Origin of the sequence: Streptomyces sp. NPDC088923, assembly GCF_044749745.1 — a bacterium.
Lineage (GTDB): Bacteria > Actinomycetota > Actinomycetes > Streptomycetales > Streptomycetaceae > Streptomyces.
In genome coordinates this window covers 315530-335648 of the sequence record NZ_JBIVIO010000005.1, presented here as the reverse complement: position 1 = coordinate 335648, position 20119 = coordinate 315530, and the positions used below count along the sequence as shown (strand labels likewise).

20 protein-coding genes are annotated in these 20119 nt (G+C 73.0%); 2 read left to right on the top strand and 18 right to left on the bottom strand.

The annotated features are described in order from the left end of the window. Nucleotides 1–2: 2 nt before the first annotated feature. Both ACIP4O_RS21875 and pyrR read right to left on the bottom strand, forming a co-directional pair. On the bottom strand, nucleotides 3–992 hold the full coding sequence (locus ACIP4O_RS21875; RefSeq protein ID WP_401576680.1) for an aspartate carbamoyltransferase catalytic subunit: 990 nt from the start codon (nucleotides 990–992) through the stop codon (nucleotides 3–5). 127 nt (nucleotides 993–1119) lie between these two features. Continuing rightward, nucleotides 1120–1704 carry a bifunctional pyr operon transcriptional regulator/uracil phosphoribosyltransferase PyrR gene (gene pyrR / locus ACIP4O_RS21870; RefSeq protein WP_361328011.1) on the bottom strand — a complete coding sequence of 195 codons (585 nt, stop codon included), beginning with the start codon at nucleotides 1702–1704 and terminating at the stop codon, nucleotides 1120–1122. A gap of 287 nt (nucleotides 1705–1991) precedes the next feature. On the opposite strand from pyrR, the gene bldD reads away from it, so the two are divergent. Further along, complete coding sequence (bldD, locus tag ACIP4O_RS21865) at nucleotides 1992–2492, top strand: transcriptional regulator BldD (RefSeq protein ID WP_007829306.1); 501 nt, start codon at nucleotides 1992–1994, stop codon at nucleotides 2490–2492. Nucleotides 2493–2597: 105 nt separating this feature from the next. Here bldD and ACIP4O_RS21860 read toward each other — a convergent pair whose 3' ends face one another. The 15 genes from ACIP4O_RS21860 to rpsD form a co-directional block, all read right to left on the bottom strand. Then, a complete protein-coding gene (locus ACIP4O_RS21860) occupies nucleotides 2598–4082 on the bottom strand; it encodes a pyridoxal phosphate-dependent decarboxylase family protein (protein WP_401576677.1) in 1485 nt (494 codons plus the stop codon). A gap of 149 nt (nucleotides 4083–4231) precedes the next feature. Next, nucleotides 4232–4666: a transcription antitermination factor NusB gene (nusB, locus tag ACIP4O_RS21855; RefSeq protein ID WP_164288330.1), complete on the bottom strand. Its 435-nt coding sequence runs from the start codon at nucleotides 4664–4666 to the stop codon at nucleotides 4232–4234. Nucleotides 4667–4668: 2 nt separating this feature from the next. Beyond that, complete coding sequence (gene efp / locus ACIP4O_RS21850) at nucleotides 4669–5235, bottom strand: elongation factor P (RefSeq protein ID WP_007829302.1); 567 nt, start codon at nucleotides 5233–5235, stop codon at nucleotides 4669–4671. Nucleotides 5236–5341: 106 nt separating this feature from the next. Next, nucleotides 5342–6442: an aminopeptidase P family protein gene (locus ACIP4O_RS21845; RefSeq protein WP_401576675.1), complete on the bottom strand. Its 1101-nt coding sequence runs from the start codon at nucleotides 6440–6442 to the stop codon at nucleotides 5342–5344. A gap of 181 nt (nucleotides 6443–6623) precedes the next feature. After that, complete coding sequence (locus ACIP4O_RS21840) at nucleotides 6624–7607, bottom strand: AAA family ATPase (protein ID WP_401576673.1); 984 nt, start codon at nucleotides 7605–7607, stop codon at nucleotides 6624–6626. Between the two features lie 174 nt (nucleotides 7608–7781). Beyond that, nucleotides 7782–8888, bottom strand: coding sequence for a 3-dehydroquinate synthase (gene aroB, locus ACIP4O_RS21835; RefSeq protein WP_361327998.1), 1107 nt, complete (start codon nucleotides 8886–8888; stop codon nucleotides 7782–7784). Further along, entirely contained in the window at nucleotides 8885–9400 is a 516-nt protein-coding gene (locus tag ACIP4O_RS21830) for a shikimate kinase (RefSeq protein WP_401576672.1), read from the bottom strand. The genes aroB and ACIP4O_RS21830 overlap by 4 nt, the downstream gene beginning before the upstream one ends. A gap of 14 nt (nucleotides 9401–9414) precedes the next feature. Continuing rightward, nucleotides 9415–10599, bottom strand: coding sequence for a chorismate synthase (gene aroC, locus ACIP4O_RS21825; protein WP_361327995.1), 1185 nt, complete (start codon nucleotides 10597–10599; stop codon nucleotides 9415–9417). Nucleotides 10600–10784: 185 nt separating this feature from the next. Continuing rightward, complete coding sequence (locus ACIP4O_RS21820; protein WP_401576669.1) at nucleotides 10785–11639, bottom strand: shikimate dehydrogenase; 855 nt, start codon at nucleotides 11637–11639, stop codon at nucleotides 10785–10787. Then, entirely contained in the window at nucleotides 11617–13530 is a 1914-nt protein-coding gene (mltG, locus tag ACIP4O_RS21815) for an endolytic transglycosylase MltG (RefSeq protein WP_401576667.1), read from the bottom strand. Before mltG ends, ACIP4O_RS21820 begins: the two co-directional genes overlap by 23 nt. A 176-nt stretch (nucleotides 13531–13706) precedes the next feature. Continuing rightward, a complete protein-coding gene (gene ruvX / locus ACIP4O_RS21810; RefSeq protein WP_361327986.1) occupies nucleotides 13707–14171 on the bottom strand; it encodes a Holliday junction resolvase RuvX in 465 nt (154 codons plus the stop codon). Between the two features lie 5 nt (nucleotides 14172–14176). After that, nucleotides 14177–16846, bottom strand: coding sequence for an alanine--tRNA ligase (gene alaS / locus ACIP4O_RS21805; RefSeq protein ID WP_401576665.1), 2670 nt, complete (start codon nucleotides 16844–16846; stop codon nucleotides 14177–14179). Beyond that, a complete protein-coding gene (locus ACIP4O_RS21800; RefSeq protein ID WP_361327981.1) occupies nucleotides 16846–17241 on the bottom strand; it encodes a hypothetical protein in 396 nt (131 codons plus the stop codon). Before ACIP4O_RS21800 ends, alaS begins: the two co-directional genes overlap by 1 nt. A 43-nt stretch (nucleotides 17242–17284) precedes the next feature. Then, nucleotides 17285–17704 (bottom strand): DUF948 domain-containing protein, encoded by a 420-nt coding sequence (locus tag ACIP4O_RS21795; protein WP_361327978.1) that lies wholly within the window; start codon nucleotides 17702–17704, stop codon nucleotides 17285–17287. A gap of 233 nt (nucleotides 17705–17937) precedes the next feature. Beyond that, nucleotides 17938–18552, bottom strand: a complete 615-nt coding sequence (gene rpsD, locus ACIP4O_RS21790; RefSeq protein ID WP_007829289.1) for a 30S ribosomal protein S4 — start codon at nucleotides 18550–18552, stop codon at nucleotides 17938–17940. Nucleotides 18553–18797: 245 nt separating this feature from the next. Between rpsD and ACIP4O_RS21785 the strand changes: the two genes are divergently transcribed. Beyond that, a complete protein-coding gene (locus ACIP4O_RS21785) occupies nucleotides 18798–19556 on the top strand; it encodes a DUF2470 domain-containing protein (protein ID WP_401576662.1) in 759 nt (252 codons plus the stop codon). Between the two features lie 96 nt (nucleotides 19557–19652). Here the strand turns inward: ACIP4O_RS21785 and ACIP4O_RS21780 are convergent, their stop codons facing one another. Then, nucleotides 19653–20114 carry an SRPBCC family protein gene (locus ACIP4O_RS21780; RefSeq protein ID WP_401576660.1) on the bottom strand — a complete coding sequence of 154 codons (462 nt, stop codon included), beginning with the start codon at nucleotides 20112–20114 and terminating at the stop codon, nucleotides 19653–19655. Nucleotides 20115–20119 lie beyond the last annotated feature (5 nt).

Here is a 20119-nt window from a genome sequence, read left to right as displayed (position 1 = left end):
GCTTACTTCTCCTCGGTCTGGGCGGCGGCGGGCCGGCTGTGGGTGGGTGCGGGTTCCTGGCCGCCGAGCAGCAGGTAGAGGACGGCCATGCGGACGGAGACGCCGTTGGCGACCTGCTCGATCACGGTGCAGCGCGGCGAGTCGGCGACCTCGGCGGTGATCTCCATGCCGCGCACCATCGGCCCGGGGTGCATGACGACGGCGTGCTCCGGCATGCGCGCCATGCGCTGCCCGTCGAGCCCGTAGCGGCGCGCGTACTCGCGCTCGGTCGGGAAGTACGCGGCGTTCATCCGCTCGCGCTGGACGCGCAGCATCATGACGGCGTCCGCCTCGGGCAGGGCCGCGTCGAGGTCGTACGAGATCTCGCAGGGCCAGGTCTCGGCGCCGACCGGGAGCAGCGTCGGCGGGGCGACGAGGGTGACGTGGGCGCCGAGGGTGTGGAGCAGGTCGACGTTGGAGCGGGCGACGCGGCTGTGCAGGATGTCGCCGACGAGGGTGACGCGGCGGCCCTTCAGGTCCGCGCCCATCGGCTCGGGGCCGAGGAGCCTGCGGCGGAGCGTGAAGGCGTCCAGGAGGGCCTGGGTGGGGTGCTGGTGGGTGCCGTCGCCCGCGTTGATGACGGCGGCGTCGATCCAGCCCGTCGTGGCCAGTCGCTGCGGAGCCCCTGAGGCGCTGTGCCGGACGACGACGGCGTCGACGCCCATCGCCTCCAGGGTCTGCGCCGTGTCCTTGAGCGATTCGCCCTTGGAGACGCTGGAGCCCTTGGCGGCGAAGTTGATGACGTCCGCGGAGAGGCGCTTCTCGGCGACCTCGAAGGAGGTGCGGGTGCGGGTGGAGTCCTCGAAGAAGAGGTTGACGACGGTGCGGCCGCGCAGGGTCGGCAGTTTCTTGATGGGCCGGTCGGCCACCCGCGCCATTTCCTCGGCGGTGTCGAGGATCTGGACGGCTTCGTCGCGGGAGAGGTCGGCGGCCGAGATGAGGTGTCGCATCATCCGGGGCTCCTGGGGGTACGGCTCGGTGAGGTCTGGGGGTACGGCGGAGGGGCGGCGTTCGGCCGCGCGCGGGCGTGCGGGCACGCCGTCTCACCCGTTCGGGCGAGCGGGGGTCTGCGGGTGCGCGCTAGCGCGGGGCGGTGCCGCCGAGCAGCACGGCGTCGCGGCCGTCCTCCTCGGTGAGCTGCACCTTGACGGTCTCGCGCAGCGAGGTGGGGAGGTTCTTTCCGACGTAGTCGGCGCGGATCGGCAGCTCGCGGTGGCCCCGGTCGACGAGGACGGCGAGCTGGACGGCGCGGGGGCGGCCGATGTCGCCGAGGGCGTCGAGCGCGGCGCGGATGGTGCGGCCGGAGAAGAGCACGTCGTCGACGAGGACGACGAGCCGTCCGTCGAGCCCTTCGGCGGGGATCTCGGTACGGCCGAGGGCGCGGGCGGGCTTGAGGCGCAGGTCGTCGCGGTACATCGTGATGTCGAGCGAACCGGTGGGGACCGGGCGCCCGGTGATCGTCGCGAGTTTCGCGGCGAGGCGCTCCGCGAGGTGCACCCCGCGGGTGGGGATGCCGAGCAGCACCACGTCGTCGGCGCCCTTGGCGCGTTCGACGATCTCGTGGGCGATGCGGGTGAGCACCCTGGCGATGTCGGGGCCTTCGAGCACGGGCCTGGGCCCGCCGGGCTCCTCTTCGAGGGGGTGGTCCGGGGTGCGGCTGTCCATCGAGGGACCTCCTTCTCCGCCTCACGGGACGGTTCTTAAAGGACGTCTGAATTGCGCCACCCACGCTACCAGGGGCAAGAATGTGGACGGGAACCCCCCTGCCCCCGGGCCCGGTGACGCCTGTCACCACGCGCGGAACGGGGTGTGGGGGTCCCCCCGGCCGAAGGCTGGGGGGAGGGAGGTCCACCGGTTCCGCTTGACGCAGGCAAATCACGCTGCGTAACCTCACCGTGAGTCACCAGCCTTCTCGGCTGGGCCGCACATTGTCACAGTGTCCGGGGAGCTATATGTCCAGCGAATACGCCAAACAGCTCGGGGCCAAGCTCCGGGCCATCCGCACCCAGCAGGGCCTCTCCCTCCACGGTGTCGAGGAGAAGTCCCAGGGGCGCTGGAAGGCGGTCGTGGTCGGTTCGTACGAGCGGGGCGACCGCGCGGTCACCGTTCAGCGTCTCGCCGAGCTGGCCGACTTCTACGGGGTTCCCGTCCAGGAGCTGCTGCCGGGCACCACGCCCGGCGGTGCGGCCGAGCCGCCGCCCAAGCTCGTCCTCGACCTGGAGCGTCTGGCCACCGTCCCCGCGGAGAAGGCGGGCCCGCTCCAGCGGTACGCGGCGACCATCCAGTCCCAGCGCGGGGACTACAACGGCAAGGTCCTCTCGATCCGCCAGGACGACCTGCGCACCCTCGCGGTGATCTACGACCAGTCCCCCTCGGTCCTGACCGAGCAGCTCATCAGCTGGGGAGTGCTGGACGCGGACGCGCGCCGCGCGGTGGCGCACGAGGAGGGCTGAGACCCGCCTCGACAGAGCGCGTGAAAGGGTGAGCCGGTTGACCGGCTCACCCTTTCGGCGTAATCGCGGGCCGGGGGTCGGGAGCCGCCCGCGGGCCGGGGTCCCTCAGGCCGCCCCCACCCCCGGGTAGAGCCGCCCGATCACCTCCGGCAGGAGGCGGGCCGAGAGGCGCGGGGGCAGGGCCTGGAGGACGGCGAGGACCGGGGCCATCCGCTCGGGCAGGGTGCCGTCGCCGATGCCCGCGAGGTCGAGGGCGAGGGCGATCTCCTCGGGGCCGATACGGTCCGGGTCGAGAGCCGCAGCGGCCTCGGCGATCGCCGGGTCGACCATGACCGGCCCGTGCGCCTCGGCGCGTACCACCGCCTCCGCGAGGTCGTTCAGGAGCCGTTCCACGGTCTCGGGGGCCGCGACGGCCGCTGTGACGGTCAGGTGCACGTTGGCGGGCGAGCCCGCCGCCGCGGGCTGCGGCTGGAGGTACCAGCCGGCCGTCCGCATCTCGTCGGCGACGACGAAGGGATCGGGGCCGCCCGGCGCGGCGGCCACGGCGAGGAGCGAGGCCTCGGGCGCACCGAGGACGCGCAGCCCCGGCACCCGCGCGATGCCCTCCGCGAGGGCCGTACGGGCCTCGTGCACGCGGATGGCCAGCTCCGTGTACCCCTCGGTGCCGATCCGCTCGGTGACCGCCCAGGCGGCGGCGAGCGGCCCTGCGGACTTGGTGCCCTGGAGCGTCGCGTTGACGACCGGGTAGCCGGGCCAGTCGGCGTGCGCGAACCACCCGTGGCGGCGCAGCTCGGCGTCCCGGAAGAGCAGCAGCGAGGCGCCCTTGGGCGTGTAGCCGTACTTGTGCAGGTCGACCGAGAGCGAGGTCACGCCCGGCACGGAGAGGTCGAAGGGCGCGAGGTCCGCGCCCTCGGGCGCGCGCCGCAGGTGGCCGAGGTACCAGCCGCCGATGCACGCGTCCACGTGGCACAGCACACCCCGGGCGGCGGCCTCCCCGGCGATCTCGGCGACGGGGTCGAGGACGCCGTGCGCGTACGAGGGCGCGGAGGCGACGACGAGCGCGGTGTCCTCGGTGAGGGCCGCGCGCACGGCGGCGGGGTGGGGGCGGAAGGTCTCCGGGTCGACGGGGACGGTGACGACCTCCAGGCCGAAGAGGTGCGCGGCCTTGTGGAAGGCGGCGTGCGCGGTGGCGGGCAGTACGAGCCGAGGGCGCGTCACCCCCCGTACCGCGCGGGCGTGTTCGCGTGCCGTGAGCACGGCGAGGAGGCAGGACTCGGTGCCGCCGCTGGTGAAGGTGCCCGCCGTGCCGGGAGCGCCGCCGAGGAGCGCCGCGGCGCGGGCGACGAGGTCGTTCTCCAGGCGGACGACGCTGGGGAAGACGGTCATGTCGAGCCCGTTGACCCCGGCGAAGGCGCCGTGCGCGGCGGCGGCGAGCGCGTCGAGCGCGCTGTCGGCGGCGTCGTACACGTACGCGAGCGTGCGACCGCCCTTGACGGGGACGTCGCCCGAGCGCAGGGCGGCGAGGCGGGCGAGTATCGCCGCCTCGGGCGCGGGCAGCGCGGCGGGGCGGGGCAGTCCGAACGGGCTCATGCGGCTCCTTCCGGTCCCGGGCGGGCGCGGGGCCCGCTCCCGGACGACAAGATCGGGCCTCACATGGTGGCCTCGCGCCACGGGTACGAAAAGGGCCCGCCCCCGGCTCCGGAGAGACGGGGGCGGGCCCTTGACCGTACGGCGGGCGGTCAGTCGGCCGGTCCGCGCAGTTCGGGCTTGAGGTTCTTGAAGCGGCCGAGCAGACCGTTGACGAAGGCCGGGGAGTCGTCGGTGGAGAACTCCTTGGCGAGCTCCACCGCCTCGTCCATCACGACCGCGTCCGGCGTCCCGTCGACCCACACGAGTTCGTGGGCGCCGAGCCGCACGATGTTGCGGTCGACGACCGGCATCCGGTCCAGCGGCCAGTCCACCGAGTACTTGGCGATGACCTCGTCGATGCGGCGCGCGTGCTCCGCGTACCCCTCGACGAGCTCCATCGTGTACTCGCTGACCGGCGGCTGCTGGGTGTCACTGCGGGAGTGACGCACCCAGTCCGCGAGCACCGTGAGGACGTCGGTGCCGCGCTGATCGGCCTCGAAAAGGATCTGGAAGGCGCGCTTGCGTGCCGTATTGCGAGCAGCCACAATCAGCCGTTCACTCGGCCGAGGTAGTCGCCGGTACGGGTGTCGACCTTGATCTTCTCGCCGGTGGTGATGAAGAGCGGGACCTGGATGGTGTGCCCGGTCTCCAGCTCGGCCGGCTTGGTGCCACCGGTGGAGCGGTCGCCCTGGACGCCCGGCTCGGTGTTGGCGATGACCAGCTCGACGGCGGCGGGCAGCTCGATGTAGAGCGGGTTGCCCTCGTACATCGCGACGACGGCCTCGAAGCCCTCCAGGAGGTAGTTGGCGGCGTCGCCGACGACCTTCGGGTCCACGTGGATCTGGTCGAACGTGTCCATGTCCATGAACACGAAGTACTCGCCGTCCTTGTACGAGAACTGCATCCCGCGCTTGTCGACGTTGGCCGTCTCGACCTTGACGCCGGCGTTGAAGGTCTTGTCGACGACCTTGCCGGAGAGCACGTTCTTCAGCTTGGTGCGCACGAAGGCGGGGCCCTTGCCGGGCTTGACGTGCTGGAACTCGACGACGGACCAGAGCTGGTCGTTGTCGAGCTTGAGCACCAGGCCGTTCTTGAGGTCGTTCGTGGAAGCCACGGTTGCGGAATCTCCTGGACGATGGGTCCTCTCCCCCAGGTCCTTCGGACCTCGGGAAGAGCTGGTGGACGACCGCGGCGCCGCCCCGGCCCGAGGGCCGTCTGCCCTAGAGCGCGAGCAGCTCCTTGGTCGTGATGGTGAGTAGCTCGGGCCCGCCGTCCGCCTCGGGGCGCACGACGAGTGTGTCATCGATCCGGACCCCGCCCCTGCCCGGGAGGTGGACCCCCGGTTCGACGGTGACCGGCACACAAGCGTCCAGTTTACCCATGGCGGACGGGGCGAGCTGCGGGTCCTCGTCGTTTTCCAGCCCCACCCCGTGTCCGGTGAGCGCGGGCAGGTCCGCGCCGTGCCCCGCCGACTCCAGCGCCTGGCGCACCGCGCGGTCCACGTCGCGGCAGGCCGCGCCGGGCAACAGGGCCTCGCGACCGGCCCGCTGGGCGGCGAAGACCGCGTCGTACAGCTCGATCTGCCACTCCTCGGGCGCCGTCCCGATGACGAACGTCCGCCCGATCTCGCTGCGGTATCCGCGATAGGTGGCGCCCAGGCACACGGAGAGGAAGTCGCCCTCCTCGACGCGGCGGTCGGTGGGCCGGTGCCCGGCGAGCCCGGCGTGCGGCCCGGTGGCCACGGAGGTGGCGAAGGCGGCGCCGTCCGCGCCGTGGTCGACGAGGCGGCGTTCCAGTTCCAGGGCGAGGTGGCGCTCGGTGCGCCCGACGAGGATCGACTCCAGGAGTTCGCCGAGGGCCTGATCGGCGATCTCGGCGGCGATCCGCAGCGCCCCGATCTCCTCCTCGTCCTTGACGAGCCGCAGTTGCTCGACGCCGCGCCCGAGGTCGCCGAGGCGCAGGCGCGGTGCCGTGTCGGCGAGGGTGCGGTGGCGGGTGACGGTGAGGTGGTGCTCCTCGACGGCGAGGATCTCGGCGCCGTCGGCCGCGGCGGTCTCGGCGGCGGCGACGGCGGGGTCCGAGGCGGGGCAGGCGAGGACGTGGACGCGCAGGGATTCGTCGGCGAGGCCGCCGGGCGGGCTCGCGGCGAAGAGGATGTCGGGGCCGCCGCGTTCGGCGCCGAGCAGCAGGACGGAACCCTCGGGGGCCGCGCCGCCGAGATAGCGGACGTTGGCGGGGCGGGAGACGAGGGCGGCCGTCTGGCCCGCTCCCGCGCACAACTGCCTCAGCCGGTCCCTGCGTGCCGCGTGCGCCTCAGCCATGGCCCGAGCCTAAGGGTGCGTGGCACGGGCCGCCGGAGTTGTGCGTCCGACCGGGTAGCGGGCTCCCGGACGGCGTGCGCCGGGCGGGACGGCGGGGGTGCCCGGGAGGGCGGGAAGAATGCCCGGCGGGGGTGCGGCGGGGGTGCCCGGCAGGGCTGCGCGGGTGCTCACCGCGGCGGCGTCACCACGGCGGCGGGCTGGCTATCGCCCGGGCGAGGACTTCGTCGAGCCGCTGCGCCGTGGCCGGTACGTCGAGGTGGGAGTTGTCGATGATGGGCAGCCCCGAGCCGTACCAGCCGGCCATGCGGCCGTGGATGCTCGCGACCTCCTCGTCGCTGAGCCTGCGGTTGCCCGTGCGCGCGGCGTTGCGCTCCAGGACGACGTCCAGCCCGGGCAGCAGCACGACGGGCAGCAGGCCGGGGCCCACGTGCCGCTTCCAGCCGCCGAGCCCGACGACGGGCCGGTCGGGGAAGACGGCGTCGTCGATGACGCAGGAGATGCCGTTGGCGAGGAAATTGCGCGCCGCGAAGCCGCACGTGCGGCGCGCGAGCCGGTACTGCACCTCGGAATTGTCGTTCCACCCGGCCTGCGGGTCCGCGAAGCCCGCGTGCACCCACTCGCGCACGTCGTCGAGGCTGATGTGCGCCGTCGGCACGGGCCGCCGCGCCGCCCAGTACCGCGCGACGGTCGTCTTGCCGGCCCCGGCGGGTCCGATGAGCAGCACGGCGAGGATCGTCGAGCCCGTCCCGGCCTGCGGCCCGGGCGCGACGCTCGGCGCGGCCACGGGCGCGTCGGGCGGGAGCGCGACATGCCCGGTGGTGTCGGGGGGCAGCGTCCGTCCACCCGGGTGCGGCGGCGGTACGTGGCCCGAGCCGTCCGGGAGCGGTACGGGGCCGGGGAACGGCGGTACGAGGCCGGGCGGCGCCGCGGGGCCGTCGACCCCCGGCACGGGTCCCGTGGCCGGGGTCGGCCGCAGCGGCAGGGTCGGCGGACCGCCGTGGTGCGGGTCGCCGTGGTGCGGGCCGCCCGGCGCGGGGTCCCCGTGCGAAGGGGCGACGTGCGAGGGGCCGCCGTGCGGGGCGGTCGCGTGAGCCGGGCCCTCGGGGCCGTGCCCGTGCGGGGTCCAGGAATCGTGAGGCGGGGTCGCTCCCGCGGAATGCCGCATCCCGTGCCAACTCCGTCTCGTACCGGCTGCTTGCGGGCGTCCCGCGCGGGAGAACCGCACGCGATGCCCGGTGCACGGTACCGTTCCCCGGCCGCGCGCGAGAAAGCGTGACGGGCCGGAAGACGTCCTCGTGCACCCCGTAGGACGGCCTCCGGCCCGTGTCCCCGCCCCGCGTCAGTCCTTCGCGATCTCCCCGTACGCCGCCAGGAGCACCGCCGGGTCGGGGCCCTCCAGGACGACCGGCTTGGCCAGGCCGTCGAGGACGATGAAGCGCAGGAGGTTGCCGCGCGACTTCTTGTCGAGCTTCATGTTCTCCAGGAGGCGCGGCCACTGGTCGCCGCGGTAGCCCAGCGGGAGGCCCACCGCTTCGAGCACCGCGCGGTGGCGGTCGGCGGTGGCGTCGTCGAGACGGCCCGCGAGGCGGCCGAGTTCGGCGGCGAAGTGCATCCCGACCGCGACGGCCGCGCCGTGGCGCCACGAGTAGCGCTCGTTCTTCTCGATCGCGTGGCCCAGCGTGTGCCCGTAGTTGAGGATCTCGCGGCGCCCGGCCTCCTTGAGGTCGCCCGAGACGACCTCGGCCTTCACCCGGATCGAGCGCACGATCAGCTCGGCCGTGTGCGGGCCCTCGGGAGTGCGCGCGGCGACCGGGTCGGACTCGATGAGATCGAGGATGACCGGGTCCGCGATGAATCCCGCCTTGATGACCTCCGCGAGTCCGCTCACGAAGTCGTGCACGGGCAGCGAGGCGAGCGCGGCGAGGTCGCACAGGACCCCGGCGGGCGGGTGGAAGGAGCCGACGAGGTTCTTGCCCTCGGCGGTGTTGATGCCGGTCTTGCCGCCCACAGCGGCGTCGACCATGCCGAGCACCGTCGTCGGCACCGCGATCCAGCGCACGCCGCGCAGCCACGTCGCCGCGACGAAGCCCGCGAGGTCGGTCGTCGCGCCGCCGCCGACGCCCACGACGACGTCGGTTCGCGTGAACCCGGACTGCCCGAGCGCCGTCCAGCAGTAGGCGGCGACCTCGGCGGTCTTCGCCTCCTCGGCGTTCGGCACCTGGATCGCGATCGCCTCGTAGCCCTGCTCCGCGAGGTCGGCGCGCAGCGCCTCGCCCGTCTCGGCGAGCGCCTCGGGGTGGATCACGGCGACGCGCTGGGCCTTCTCGCCGATGAGCCCGGGGAGTTCGCCGAGCAGGTGGTGGCCGACGAGGACCTCGTACGGGGCGCTGCCCTCGGTGCCGCCGATGGCGATACGGGTCGGGGCGGCCGTGCTGTTCTCGCTCACGCTTCCTTCAGCTCCATGACGTCGAGGACCGCGGCCGCGACCTCTTCGGGGGTGCGGTCGTCGGTGGCCACGGTGGCGCGGGCGACCTCGGTGTACAGGGGACGGCGGGCCTCCATCAGCTCGCGCCACGTGCGGCGCGGGTTGACGGCGAGCAGCGGGCGCGCGGTGGCGAGCCCGGTGCGGCGCACGGCCTCGTCGATGTCCATCGTGAGGAAGACGACGGGGTGCCCGCGCAGCAGTTCGCGCGTGCTCGCGTCGAGGACCGCTCCGCCGCCGAGCGCGAGGACGCCCTCGTGCCCGGCGAGCGCGGTGCGTACCGCCCGGCGTTCGAGCGCGCGGAAGTGCTCCTCGCCGTCGTCCAGGAAGATGTCGGAGATCTCGCGGCCCTCGGCGGTCACGATGTCGTCGTCCGTGTCGCGGTACGCGAGCCCGAGCCGCTCGGCCACGAGGTGCCCGATCGTGGACTTGCCGACGCCCATCGGGCCGACGAGGACGAGCCGGGGACCGCTCACGCCACTCATCCCGCTCACCGGATCGGGAGGTTGTCGAGGTACGCGCGGACGTTGCGGCGGGTCTCGGGGACGCTGTCGCCGCCGAACTTCTCGGCCACCGCGTCCGCGAGGACGAGCGCGACCATCGCCTCTGCGACGATCCCCGCGGCGGGCACGGCGCACACGTCGGAGCGCTGGTGGTGCGCCTTGGTCGCCTCGCCGGTCGCGACGTCGACGGTCGCGAGCGCGCGCGGCACGGTCGCGATGGGCTTCATCGCGGCCCGTACGCGCAGGAGTTCACCGGTCGTGAGGCCGCCCTCGGTGCCGCCCGAGCGGCCGGTGACGCGGCGGATGCCCTCGTCGGTGCTGACGATCTCGTCGTGCGCCTGCGAGCCGGGCACGCGGGCGAGTCCGAAGCCGTCACCGACCTCGACGCCCTTGATCGCCTGGATGCCCATGAGCGCCCCGGCGAGCCGCGCGTCGAGCCTGCGGTCCCAGTGCACGTGCGAGCCGAGCCCCACGGGCACGTCGTAGGCGAGGACCTCGACGACGCCGCCGAGCGTGTCGCCGTCCTTGTGGGCCTGGTCGATCTCCGCGACCATCGCCTTGCTCGCGTCGGCGTCGAGGCAGCGGACCGGGTCGGCGTCGAGCCGCTCGACGTCGGCGGGGGTCGGTACGAGGCCGTAGGGGGCCTTCGCGGCGGCGATCTCGACGACGTGGCTGACGATCTCGATGCCCGCCGTCTCCTTGAGGTACGAGCGGGCGACGGCGCCGAGCGCGACGCGCGCGGCGGTCTCGCGGGCGGAGGCGCGCTCCAGGATCGGGCGGGCCTCGTCGAAGCCGTACTTCTGCATCCCGGCGAGGTCGGCGTGGCCGGGGCGGGGGCGGGTGAGGGGCGCGTTGCGGGCCGATTCGGCGAGGACGCCGGGGTCGACCGGGTCGGCGGCCATGACCTGTTCCCACTTGGGCCACTCGGTGTTGCCGACCATGACGGCGACGGGCGAGCCGAGGGTCAGCCCGTGCCGGACGCCGCCGAGGAAGGTCACCTCGTCGCGCTCGAACTTCATCCGTGCCCCGCGGCCGTAGCCGAGGCGCCGCCTGGCGAGGTGGTCGGCGACCAGCTCAGTGGTGACGGGGACACCGGCGGGAAGCCCCTCCAGCGTCGCCACGAGTGCGGGGCCGTGCGACTCTCCCGCGGTCAGCCAACGCAGCCTGCTCAACGGTGCTCCTCCTGCTCGCGCGTGGAACTGCGGCGCGACCGGGTGCGCGGCCCAGGCCGGCCGCCTCCGATCCTCCCACGAAGCGGGGCACGGATCGGAGCGGGTCCACGGAGCGGACCGGGGCGTGGTGGGGAGCGGGGCGCTCACCGCGATGGCGACCGCCCCGTCCGAGGACGGTGATCGCCTCACCGGGCCGCGAGCGCCGCCTCCCCCGCCGCCCGCATCGCCGCGAGCGGCGCCGGACGGCACCCCGTCATCTGCTCCACCTGGAGGACGGCTTGGTGGACGAGGAGGTCGAGCCCGCCGAGCACCTGGCCGCCGCGGGCCGCCCAGCGCGCCGCGAGCGGCGTCGGCCACGGTTCGTACAGCACGTCGAAGAGCGTCCCCGGCGCCTCGGGCACCGCGCCGGCGAGTCCGTCCGTGCTGCCCGCGGGGGTCGTCGCGATGACGAGCGGCGCGTGCAGGCCCTTGGCCGCCTCGTCCCAGGACGCCGTACGGACGTCGATGCCGAGCCTCTCCCCCCAGCCGCGCATCTCGGCCGCGCGTGCCGCGCTGCGCACGTACGCGACGACCTCGCCGTCACACACGCGCGAGAGCGCGGCGAGCGCCGAGGAGGCGGTGGCACCCGCCCCGAGGATCGCGGCGCCGTCGACCCGCGTCAGGCCGCGCTCGGCGAGCGCGGCGAGCAGTCCCGGGATGTCGGTGTTGTCACCGCTGCGGCTGCCGTCGGCCTCGAAGACGACGGTGTTGACGGCGTCGACCGAGGCCGCGGTGTCGCTGATCCGGTCGAGGAGCGGCAGCACGGCCCGCTTGAGCGGCATGGTCAGCGAGAGCCCGGCCCACTCGGGCCCGAGCCGCTCGACGAAGCCGGGCAGGGCCGCCTCGTCGGTCTCGATCCGCTCGTACGTCCAGCCGCTCAGGCCGAGCGCGCGGTAGGCGGCGAGGTGGAGTTGCGGGGAGAGGGAGTGCGCGACGGGCGAGCCGAGCACGGCGGCGCGGCGCGCTTCCCCCGCGGGGTCATCGCCCGGCGTCGGACGCATTGAACTCGGCCTCCAGCTTCTTGAACTCCGTCAGCGTCTTCGCGAACTGCGTGTCCTCCTTGCCGTCCACGGCGACGAAATACATCCAGCCGTCGTCCGTCGGGTTGAGGGCAGCGGCGAACGCCTCTTCGCCGGGATTTCCGATCGGCCCGGGCGGCAATCCCTTGTGGTAATAGGTGTTGTACGGGTCGGGATCGCTGTTGATCTCCCTCGTGGAGATCTTGATCTCACTGCGCCCGGTGAGGTAGTTGTATGTCGAATCGAACTGGATCTTGCCGTTCGTCTCGGTGTTGCCCGGCTTGAGCCTGTTGTAGATGACCTCCGCCATCTTGCGGAAGTCGTCGTGCGTCTTGCCCTCCGCGTTCACCATGCTCGCGACGGTGACCAGGTCGAGCGGACTGTCGAGTTCGAGCTTCTTGGCCTGCCCGACGACGTCGATCTTCTCGTACTGCTTATTCGCCTGGGCGACCATTTTCTTGAGCACGTCGGCAGGCTTCTGGCCCTTGCTGACGGAATACGACGAGGGATAGAGGAAGCCCTCCAGCGGGTCCTTTATGTCCTTGTCGTCATCGGCCCACTTCGGCAGCCCGAGCTTTTTCGCGTCGTTCTTCGCGACCTCGGCCGTGGTGCCCTTCTTGAGGCCGAGGCGGCCGTCGATCTGCGCGTAGATCCAGGCATTGCGGTAACCCTCGGGAACGATGAGGGTCTTGCGGCTCTTGGGGTCCAGCATGAGTTCCACGGCGCTGCTGCCGGACATGCCCTTGTGGAGGGTGTAGAAGCCGGACTGGAGCGTGGTGCCCTTGCCGTTCGCCTTCTGCGCCGCCGTGAACGCCTCGACACTCTTCACGACGCCCTTGTCCTTGAGCAGGTTGCCCATCGCGATGCCGCTGGACCCGTCGGGGATCTCGACCACGACGGTGCCGCTGCCCTCGCCCGCGTAGTCCGGCGGCGGTCCGAAGCGGTCCTGGTAGAGCCCGTAGCCGTAGTAGGCGGCCCCACCACCTCCGCCGAGCAGGACGACGGCGACCACGAGGCAGGCACAGCCGCCCCGGCGTTTCTTCGGGGCCTCGCCGCCGCGCCGTCCCGCGCGTCCGCTCCCTTCGCCGTCCTCGTCGTCCTCGTCGTCGGCGAGGTCGTCCCGGCCGTCGTCACGGCCCTTGGTTCGGCGCCCGGTGGCGCGGCCCGCGTCGCCGTCGCTCGCGAAGAAGGGGTGCTCGGGCTCGTCCGGGTCGGGGTCCCACTCCCCCCGTTCGGGAGCGGGAGCGGGGGCGGGTGCCTGGTCCTGGGTCTGCGGGACCTGCGGGACCTGGGGCCCGCGGTCGCCCGGCGGTCGCGGCGGCGGGTACGCCTCGGGAGTCGCGTAGGGGTCCTGGGTCTGGGGGTACCCGGGCTGCTGCACCGCCCCGTAGGGGTCATGGGGATCGGCCCCGTAGGGCACCTGCTGCTGCCCGGTGTCCCAGCCGTTGCCGTAGGACTGCGGTCCCTGCTGCTGCGGGTAGTCCTGCTGCTCGTACCCCTGGGGCTGGAGGGGCTGCTGCGGCTGGCCCGGGTAGCCGGGCTGCTGGCCGTACTGCTGCTCGTAGCCCGGCTGCTGCCCGTACGCCTGCTGCTCGTATCCCTGCTGGGGCTGCTGCTGCCCCTGGGGGTCTTGCTGTCCGTACCCCTGCTGCGGATACTGCTGCCCGTAGCCCTGCTGGGGTGCCTGCGGGATCGGCCGGCCCCAGGCGTCGTACTGCTGCTGAGGCTGGGGCGGAGTGGGCTGCTGCGGGGGGTACTGCTGCCCCTCGGGGCCGTAGGGGGCCTGCTCCTGCTGCCCCCAGCCCTGGTCCCCGTACAAGGGGTCCTCCGGGTGCCAGGGCTCCTGGCCCTGGCCACGCCCATACTCAGTCATCGGTCCCCTAGGGCCTGTCCGACAGTGACGCCGCGTCCAGGGTCCCGAGACACGGAACCGGGCGGCCGCGGAACGGAGTCCCGGCGGTCGCCCGGTGGCGTCTTCACGGTCTCCGTCCCCGCTGTGCGTCCGCTGTTCGAATGCGAGCGCACCGCGGGAACGTTACCGTACCGCCATCAGCCCGAGGCCACGACGTCTTCGCCCGGGGGCAGCCCCGTGCGCTGTTCGGATTCGAGCGCGGTCTGAAGGATGATGACCGCGGCTGCCTGATCAATGACGGACCTGCCCTTTTTGGTGTTGACGCCCGAGGCCCGCAGGCCCTGACCGGCCGTCACCGTGGTCATCCGCTCATCGACCAATCTCACCGGAACGGGCGCGACCAGCAGGGCCAGACCGCCCGCGAAGGCACGTACCTTCTTGGCGGCCGGCCCCTCGCCGCCGCGCAGCGAGCGCGGCAGCCCGACGACCAGCTCGATCGGCTCGTACTCCGCCACCAGCGCCTTGATCCTGCGCTGCGCGGCGGGCACGTCCCGGCCGGGGACGGTCTCGACGGGGGTGGCGAGAATCCCGTCGGGGTCGCAGGAGGCGACCCCGATCCGGGCGTCCCCGACATCGATGGCGAGGCGGCGTCCTCGTCGCATCGTGGTCAGGCCGTCTCGGTGACGAGCCGCTCGACGGCGGCCACCGCCTCGGCCACGGCCTCGGGGTTCTGCCCGCCGCCCTGCGCCACGTCCGGCTTGCCGCCGCCCCCGCCGCCGAGTGTCTTGGCGGCGGTACGGACCAGGTCACCGGCCTTGAAGCCGCGCTCGCGCGCCGCCTCGTTGGTCGCGACGACCGTGACCGGGCGCCCGCCCGTGACGGCGAAGAGCGCGACGACCGCCGGGCGGTCGCCCGGGATGCGGCCGCGCACGTCGAGGACGAGCCTGCGCAGGTCGTCGGCGGTCGTACCGTCCGGGACCTGCCCGGTCACGAGTGCGGTTCCGTGCACGTCCTTGGCGCCCGCGGCGAGCCCGGCGGCGGCCTGGAGCACCTTCTCGGCGCGGAACCTCTCGATCTCCTTCTCGGCGTCCTTGAGCTTGCCGAGCATGCCCGCGATCTTCTCGGGCAGCTCCTCGGGACGGCCCTTGACCAGCTCCTGGAGCTGCGAGACGACCGTGTGCTCCCGGGCGAGGAAGTTGTACGCGTCCACGCCGACGAGCGCCTCGATACGGCGCACGCCCGAGCCGATGGAGGACTCGCCGAGCAGCTTCACGAGGCCGAGCTGGGCGGTGTTGTGCACGTGCGTGCCGCCGCACAGTTCCTTGGAGAAGTCGCCGATCGTCACGACGCGGACCCGCTCGCCGTACTTCTCGCCGAACTCGGCGATGGCGCCCTGCTTCTTCGCCTCGTCGAGGGACATGACCTCGGCCTGGACGTCCATCTCGTGCGAGAGGACCTCGTTGATGCGCTGCTCGACATCCGTCATGACGGCGGTCGGGACGGCCGCCGGGGAGCCGAAGTCGAAGCGGAAGCGGCCCGGCTGGTTCTCGGAACCGGCCTGCGCGGCGGTCGGGCCGAGCGCGTCGCGCAGCGCCTGGTGGGTCAGGTGGGTCGCGGAGTGGGCGCGCGCGATGGCGCGGCGGCGGCCCTGGTCGATCGCGGCCCACACGGGGGCGTCCACGGTGACCTCGCCGACCTGGACGCGGCCCTTGTGGACGTGCACCCCGGGGACGGGCTTCTGCACGTCGCGGATCTCGACGATCGCGCCGTTGTCGAGCCGGATGCGCCCGGTGTCGCCGATCTGGCCGCCGCCCTCGGCGTAGAAGGGGGTGCGGTCGAGTACGACCTCGACCTCGTCGCCCTCGCTCGCCGCGGGCGAGGGGACGCCGTCGACGAGCAGGCCGACGATGCGGGCCTCGCCCTCCAGCTGGACGTAACCGGTGAAGTCGGTGGCGCCCGAGGCGTCGGCGATCTCGCGGTAGGCGTGCAGGTCGGCGTGGCCGGTCTTCTTCGCCTGCGAGTCGGCCTTGGCGCGCTCGCGCTGCTCCTTCATGAGCCGCCGGAAGCCGTCCTCGTCCACCGAGAGGCCCTGTTCGGCGGCCATCTCCAGGGTGAGGTCGATCGGGAAGCCCCACGTGTCGTGGAGGAGGAACGCCTTGTCGCCCGGGAGCACGGTCGAGCCGGTCGCGCGGGTCTCCGTGACGGCCGTGTCGAGGATGTTCGTGCCGGCCTTGAGGGTCTTGAGGAAGGCGGCCTCCTCGGCGAGCGCGACGGTCTCGATGCGCTTGCGGTCGGTGACCAGCTCGGGGTACTGCTCGCCCATCGTGTTGATCACGACGTCCACGAGCTCCTGGACGACGGGCTCGGTGGCGCCGAGCAGGCGCATGTTGCGGATGGCGCGGCGCATGATGCGGCGCAGCACGTAGCCGCGGCCCTCGTTGCCGGGGGTGACGCCGTCGCCGATGAGCATGACGGAGGTGCGCATGTGGTCGGAGACGACGCGCAGCGAGACGTCGCTCGGGCCGGCCGCGCCGTAGGCGACTCCGGTCAGCTCGGTGGCCTTGTCGATGACGACGCGCAGGGTGTCCGTCTCGTACATGTTGTGGACGCCCTGGAGGATCATCGCGAGGCGTTCCAGGCCGAGCCCTGTGTCGATGTTCTGGCTCGGGAGGTCGCCCAGGATGTCGAAGTCGTCCTTGCCGCGCCCGGCCCCGCGCTCGAACTGCATGAAGACGAGGTTCCAGATCTCCACGTACCGCTCGTCGTTGACGGCCGGGCCGCCCTCGACGCCGAACTCGGGGCCGCGGTCGTAGTTGATCTCGGAGCAGGGGCCGCAGGGGCCCGGGACGCCCATCGACCAGAAGTTGTCGGCCTTGCCGAGGCGCTGGATGCGCTCGGCGGGGACGCCGACGACGTCGCGCCAGATCTGCTCGGCCTCGTCGTCGTCCTGGTAGACGGTGATCCACAGCCGCTCGGCCTCCAGGCCGAAGCCGCCGTCGGCGACGGAGGAGGTCAGCAGCTCCCACGCGTACGTGATGGCCCCTTCCTTGAAGTAGTCGCCGAAGGAGAAGTTCCCGCACATCTGGAAGAAGGTCCCGTGCCGGGTGGTCTTGCCGACCTCCTCGATGTCCGGCGTGCGCACGCACTTCTGCACACTCGTGGCGCGCGGTGCGGGCGGCTTGACCTCGCCGAGGAAGTACGGCTTGAAGGGGACCATGCCCGCGGGGACGAGCAGCAGCGTCGGGTCGTCCGCGATCAGCGACGCCGACGGCACGACCTTGTGCCCGCGCTCCTCGAAGAAGCGCAGCCAGCGGCGGCGGATTTCAGCCGACTCCATCAGTGGTCCTCATTCCGGTTGTTCGGGGTGTTGGGGTGCAGCGGGTGCTTGGGGTCCCCGGGGCGCCCGGGGTCCGCGGGCTCGGCGCGGCCCTCGATGACGCGGGGCGCGCCGGCACCGCGCCCTGCCTCAAGTGCGGGGCGGCGCGGGGCGGGAAGGGCGGGCGGCTCGCTCGCGAGGCCGAGCGCCTCGTCGAGTTCGGCCTCGCGCACGGCCATGCCGTCGCGCACGTCGGCGGCGAAGGCGCGGAGTCTGCCGCCCGCTTGGACGGCGCGGTCCGCGGCCTGGGCCACGAGGGACTCGGGGGCCAGTTTGCGGAGCTTGGCGTGCGCCTTGGAGGTGGCCCAGACCCCCGCGGCCGCTCCGGCGGTGAACCAGAACGTACGGCGGAACATCGCGGCTGCGGTCCTTCCGGTGGTGGTACGGGGCGGGCGGGCGTCAGTCGCCCTTGCGCCGGGAGCGGCGCTTGCCCTTGACGGTGCGGCCGACGACGGTGCGCGGCGGTGGTGGTTCGGCGCGGCGGCCGAGGGCGCGGCGCACTCCGTAGCCGAAGGCCGCGACCTTGACGAGGGGGCCGCCGAAGGTCGAGGCGACCGTGGTGGAGAGCGCGGAGGCGTTCGAGGTGACTTCCTGGACGTCCGAGGCGATCGCGTCGACCCGGTCGAGCTGGGTCTGCGCGGAGCGCACCGTCGCGGAGGCGTCCGTGAGCAAGGGGACGGCCTGCTCGGTGACTTCGGCGACCATCTTCGTCGTGGCCCTGAGCGTCTGCGCGAGCCGCGCGAGCGCGACCGCGAGGAAGGAGACGAGAATCGCCCAGAACACGGCCACCAGGAGCCCTGCCACCTCTCCTCCGGACACTGCGCACCGCTCCTTCCGCTCGTTCGTGCGACGCGTTCTCGCGCGCGCACGGTCGTGGCACCGAGCCTATCGCGACGCGGGGTTGCTCCCGTCCGCGCGACCCCGGCGGCACCTTCGCGCAACCGCTCGCACGGGAGTCGCGCGAACGCGAGCGGCCCGCTCCCCCGGCCGTGCGGACACGGCGGGGAGGCGGGCCGGAGTGCTGCGCGGTGCGCGGCGACCTCGGGGGGTCGTCAGCGGGCGTAGTACTCGACGACGAGCTGCTCGTCGCAGATGACCGGGATTTCCTTGCGGTTCGGGTCGCGGTCCAGGCGGAAGGCGAGGGCCTTCAGGTTGACCTGGAGGTAGCGCGGGGTCTCGCCGTCCGTGTCGTAGCCACCCTCGCGGGCGACCTGGAACGGGTGCTTCGAGCGGCTGCGCTCGCGGACCATCACGACATCGTCGGGACGGACACGGAAGGAGGGCTTGTCGACCTTCGTGCCGTTGACCTCGATGTGGCCGTGGACGACCATCTGGCGGGCCTGGTAGATGGTGCGGGCGATGCCCGAACGCAGGACCAGGGCGTCGAGGCGACGCTCCAGCTCGATGACCAGGGCCTCGCCGGTCTTGCCCTCGGCCTTGCGGGCGCGGTCGTAGGCGCGGGCCATCTGGCGCTCGGAGATGTCGTACTGCGCGCGCAGACGCTGCTTCTCCAGCAGACGGACCTTGTAGTCGCTGTTCTGCTTGCGGCCACGGCCGTGCTCACCCGGCGGGTAGGGACGGGCCTCGAAGTACTTGACGGCCTTCGGCGTCAGCGCGATGCCGAGCGCACGGGACTTCTTGACCTTGGGACGCGACTGGTTAGGCACGTTCTCCAGACCTCCGAAATAGGTTAGGTTAGGCTCACCTTACTCAAGGAGATCGCATGTCTCGCCCTGGGAACACCACGCGCATCACGAACGCCCGTCGCGCTCGAAAAGGCGACGCATCGACGGAGGTCCGATCAGATCGTGGTCAGCCGCGTCCCCGCCCTGACAGCCACGGCGGCCAGGACGCCCACGACGGAAGTCCTGAGGGGGACTCCCAAGGGGAAAGGGGGCTTGAATCCACCCGGATGCCGTCAGCAGCCGAGCGCACACGAACTCTCGTACAGGGTACATGCTCCGCGGTGCTGCTCCTGCCGGGCCCCGAGAGGGCCGGCTCGCTCCCGCTCGTGCCCGAACTGCGCACCGTGACGCCCGAGGGCGACCTCCACCTCGTCTACTCCGCCACCGCCCCCGTCGTACGGGCCGCCTCGCGCGCCCGCGGGGACGAGCTGCCCGTCGTCCTGGAGCTGACCGACGTCGCCCCCGTCTCGGTCCCCCACCGGGTACGGGGCCGCGCCTGGGTCTCCGGCTGGCTCACCCGGCTGCCCGACGACTCGCCCGAGGCCCACGCGGTCGCGGGGCCGGCCGGGCCCGGGAGCCCTGCCTGGGCCACGCTGCGCCTGGAGCCGTACGAGATCCGCGTCGACGACCTGTGGGGCGTCGCCCGCGTCGACATCGAGGACTTCGCCGCCGCCACGCCCGACCCGCTGCGTGAGTACGAGGCCGAGCTCCTCCAGCACCTGCACGCCGCGCACGCGCCGCAGGTGCGGCAGCTGCGCGGCCTGCTCGGCGAGCGGGCCGCGGCCGACTGCCCCGCGGTGGTGCCCCTCGCACTCGACCGCTACGGGCTGCGCGTCCGCTTCACCGGCGTGCGCTGCTTCGACGCGCGCTTCGACTTCCCCGAGCCGGTCCGGGACGTGCACGGACTGCGACGCGCCATGGCCGCGCTCTTCGACGCGGCGGACGACTTCGCCGCCGCGGACGGCTCCGAAAGGCCCCGCGACTGAGTCACACCCCCGGGAGCCCGTACGGACGGAGCACGGCCTCAGGGGAGGGGCAACCGTCCGGGGGGGCGGGCCGACCACCGGGTGGGCGAGCACGACTCAGGCCGCCGCGCGCTCCGCCGCCTCGCGCACGTACGCGTTGCGCGCCCGGATCAGCCGCGGCGTGTACCGCCCGAGCGCGAGCCGTTCGGCGATCCGGCCGAGCGGTCCGAGGGGCGCGGCGAAGTCGATGACATCCCGCATGACGGTGCCGCCCGCGCCGTCCGGCGCGAAGTGGTGCGCGTGGTGCCAGCGCGCGAAGGGGCCGCGCGCCTGCTCGTCCACGAAGTACCCGGGCCGCTCGTACACGCTGATCCGCGAGGTCATCCGCCAGCGCACGCCGTAGTGCCGGGCCCGCCAGGTCACGGTGTCCCCCGGGCCCATCCGCCCGGACGTCACCCCCGCGACGGCCCGTTCACCCGATCCGGCCATGGACGCCTGGTGCAGGTCGACGTCGAGCGACACGTCGAAAACGGTTTCGGGCGGTGCCGCGATCCGGGTCGTGAGCTCGAAACGGACCACCGCCG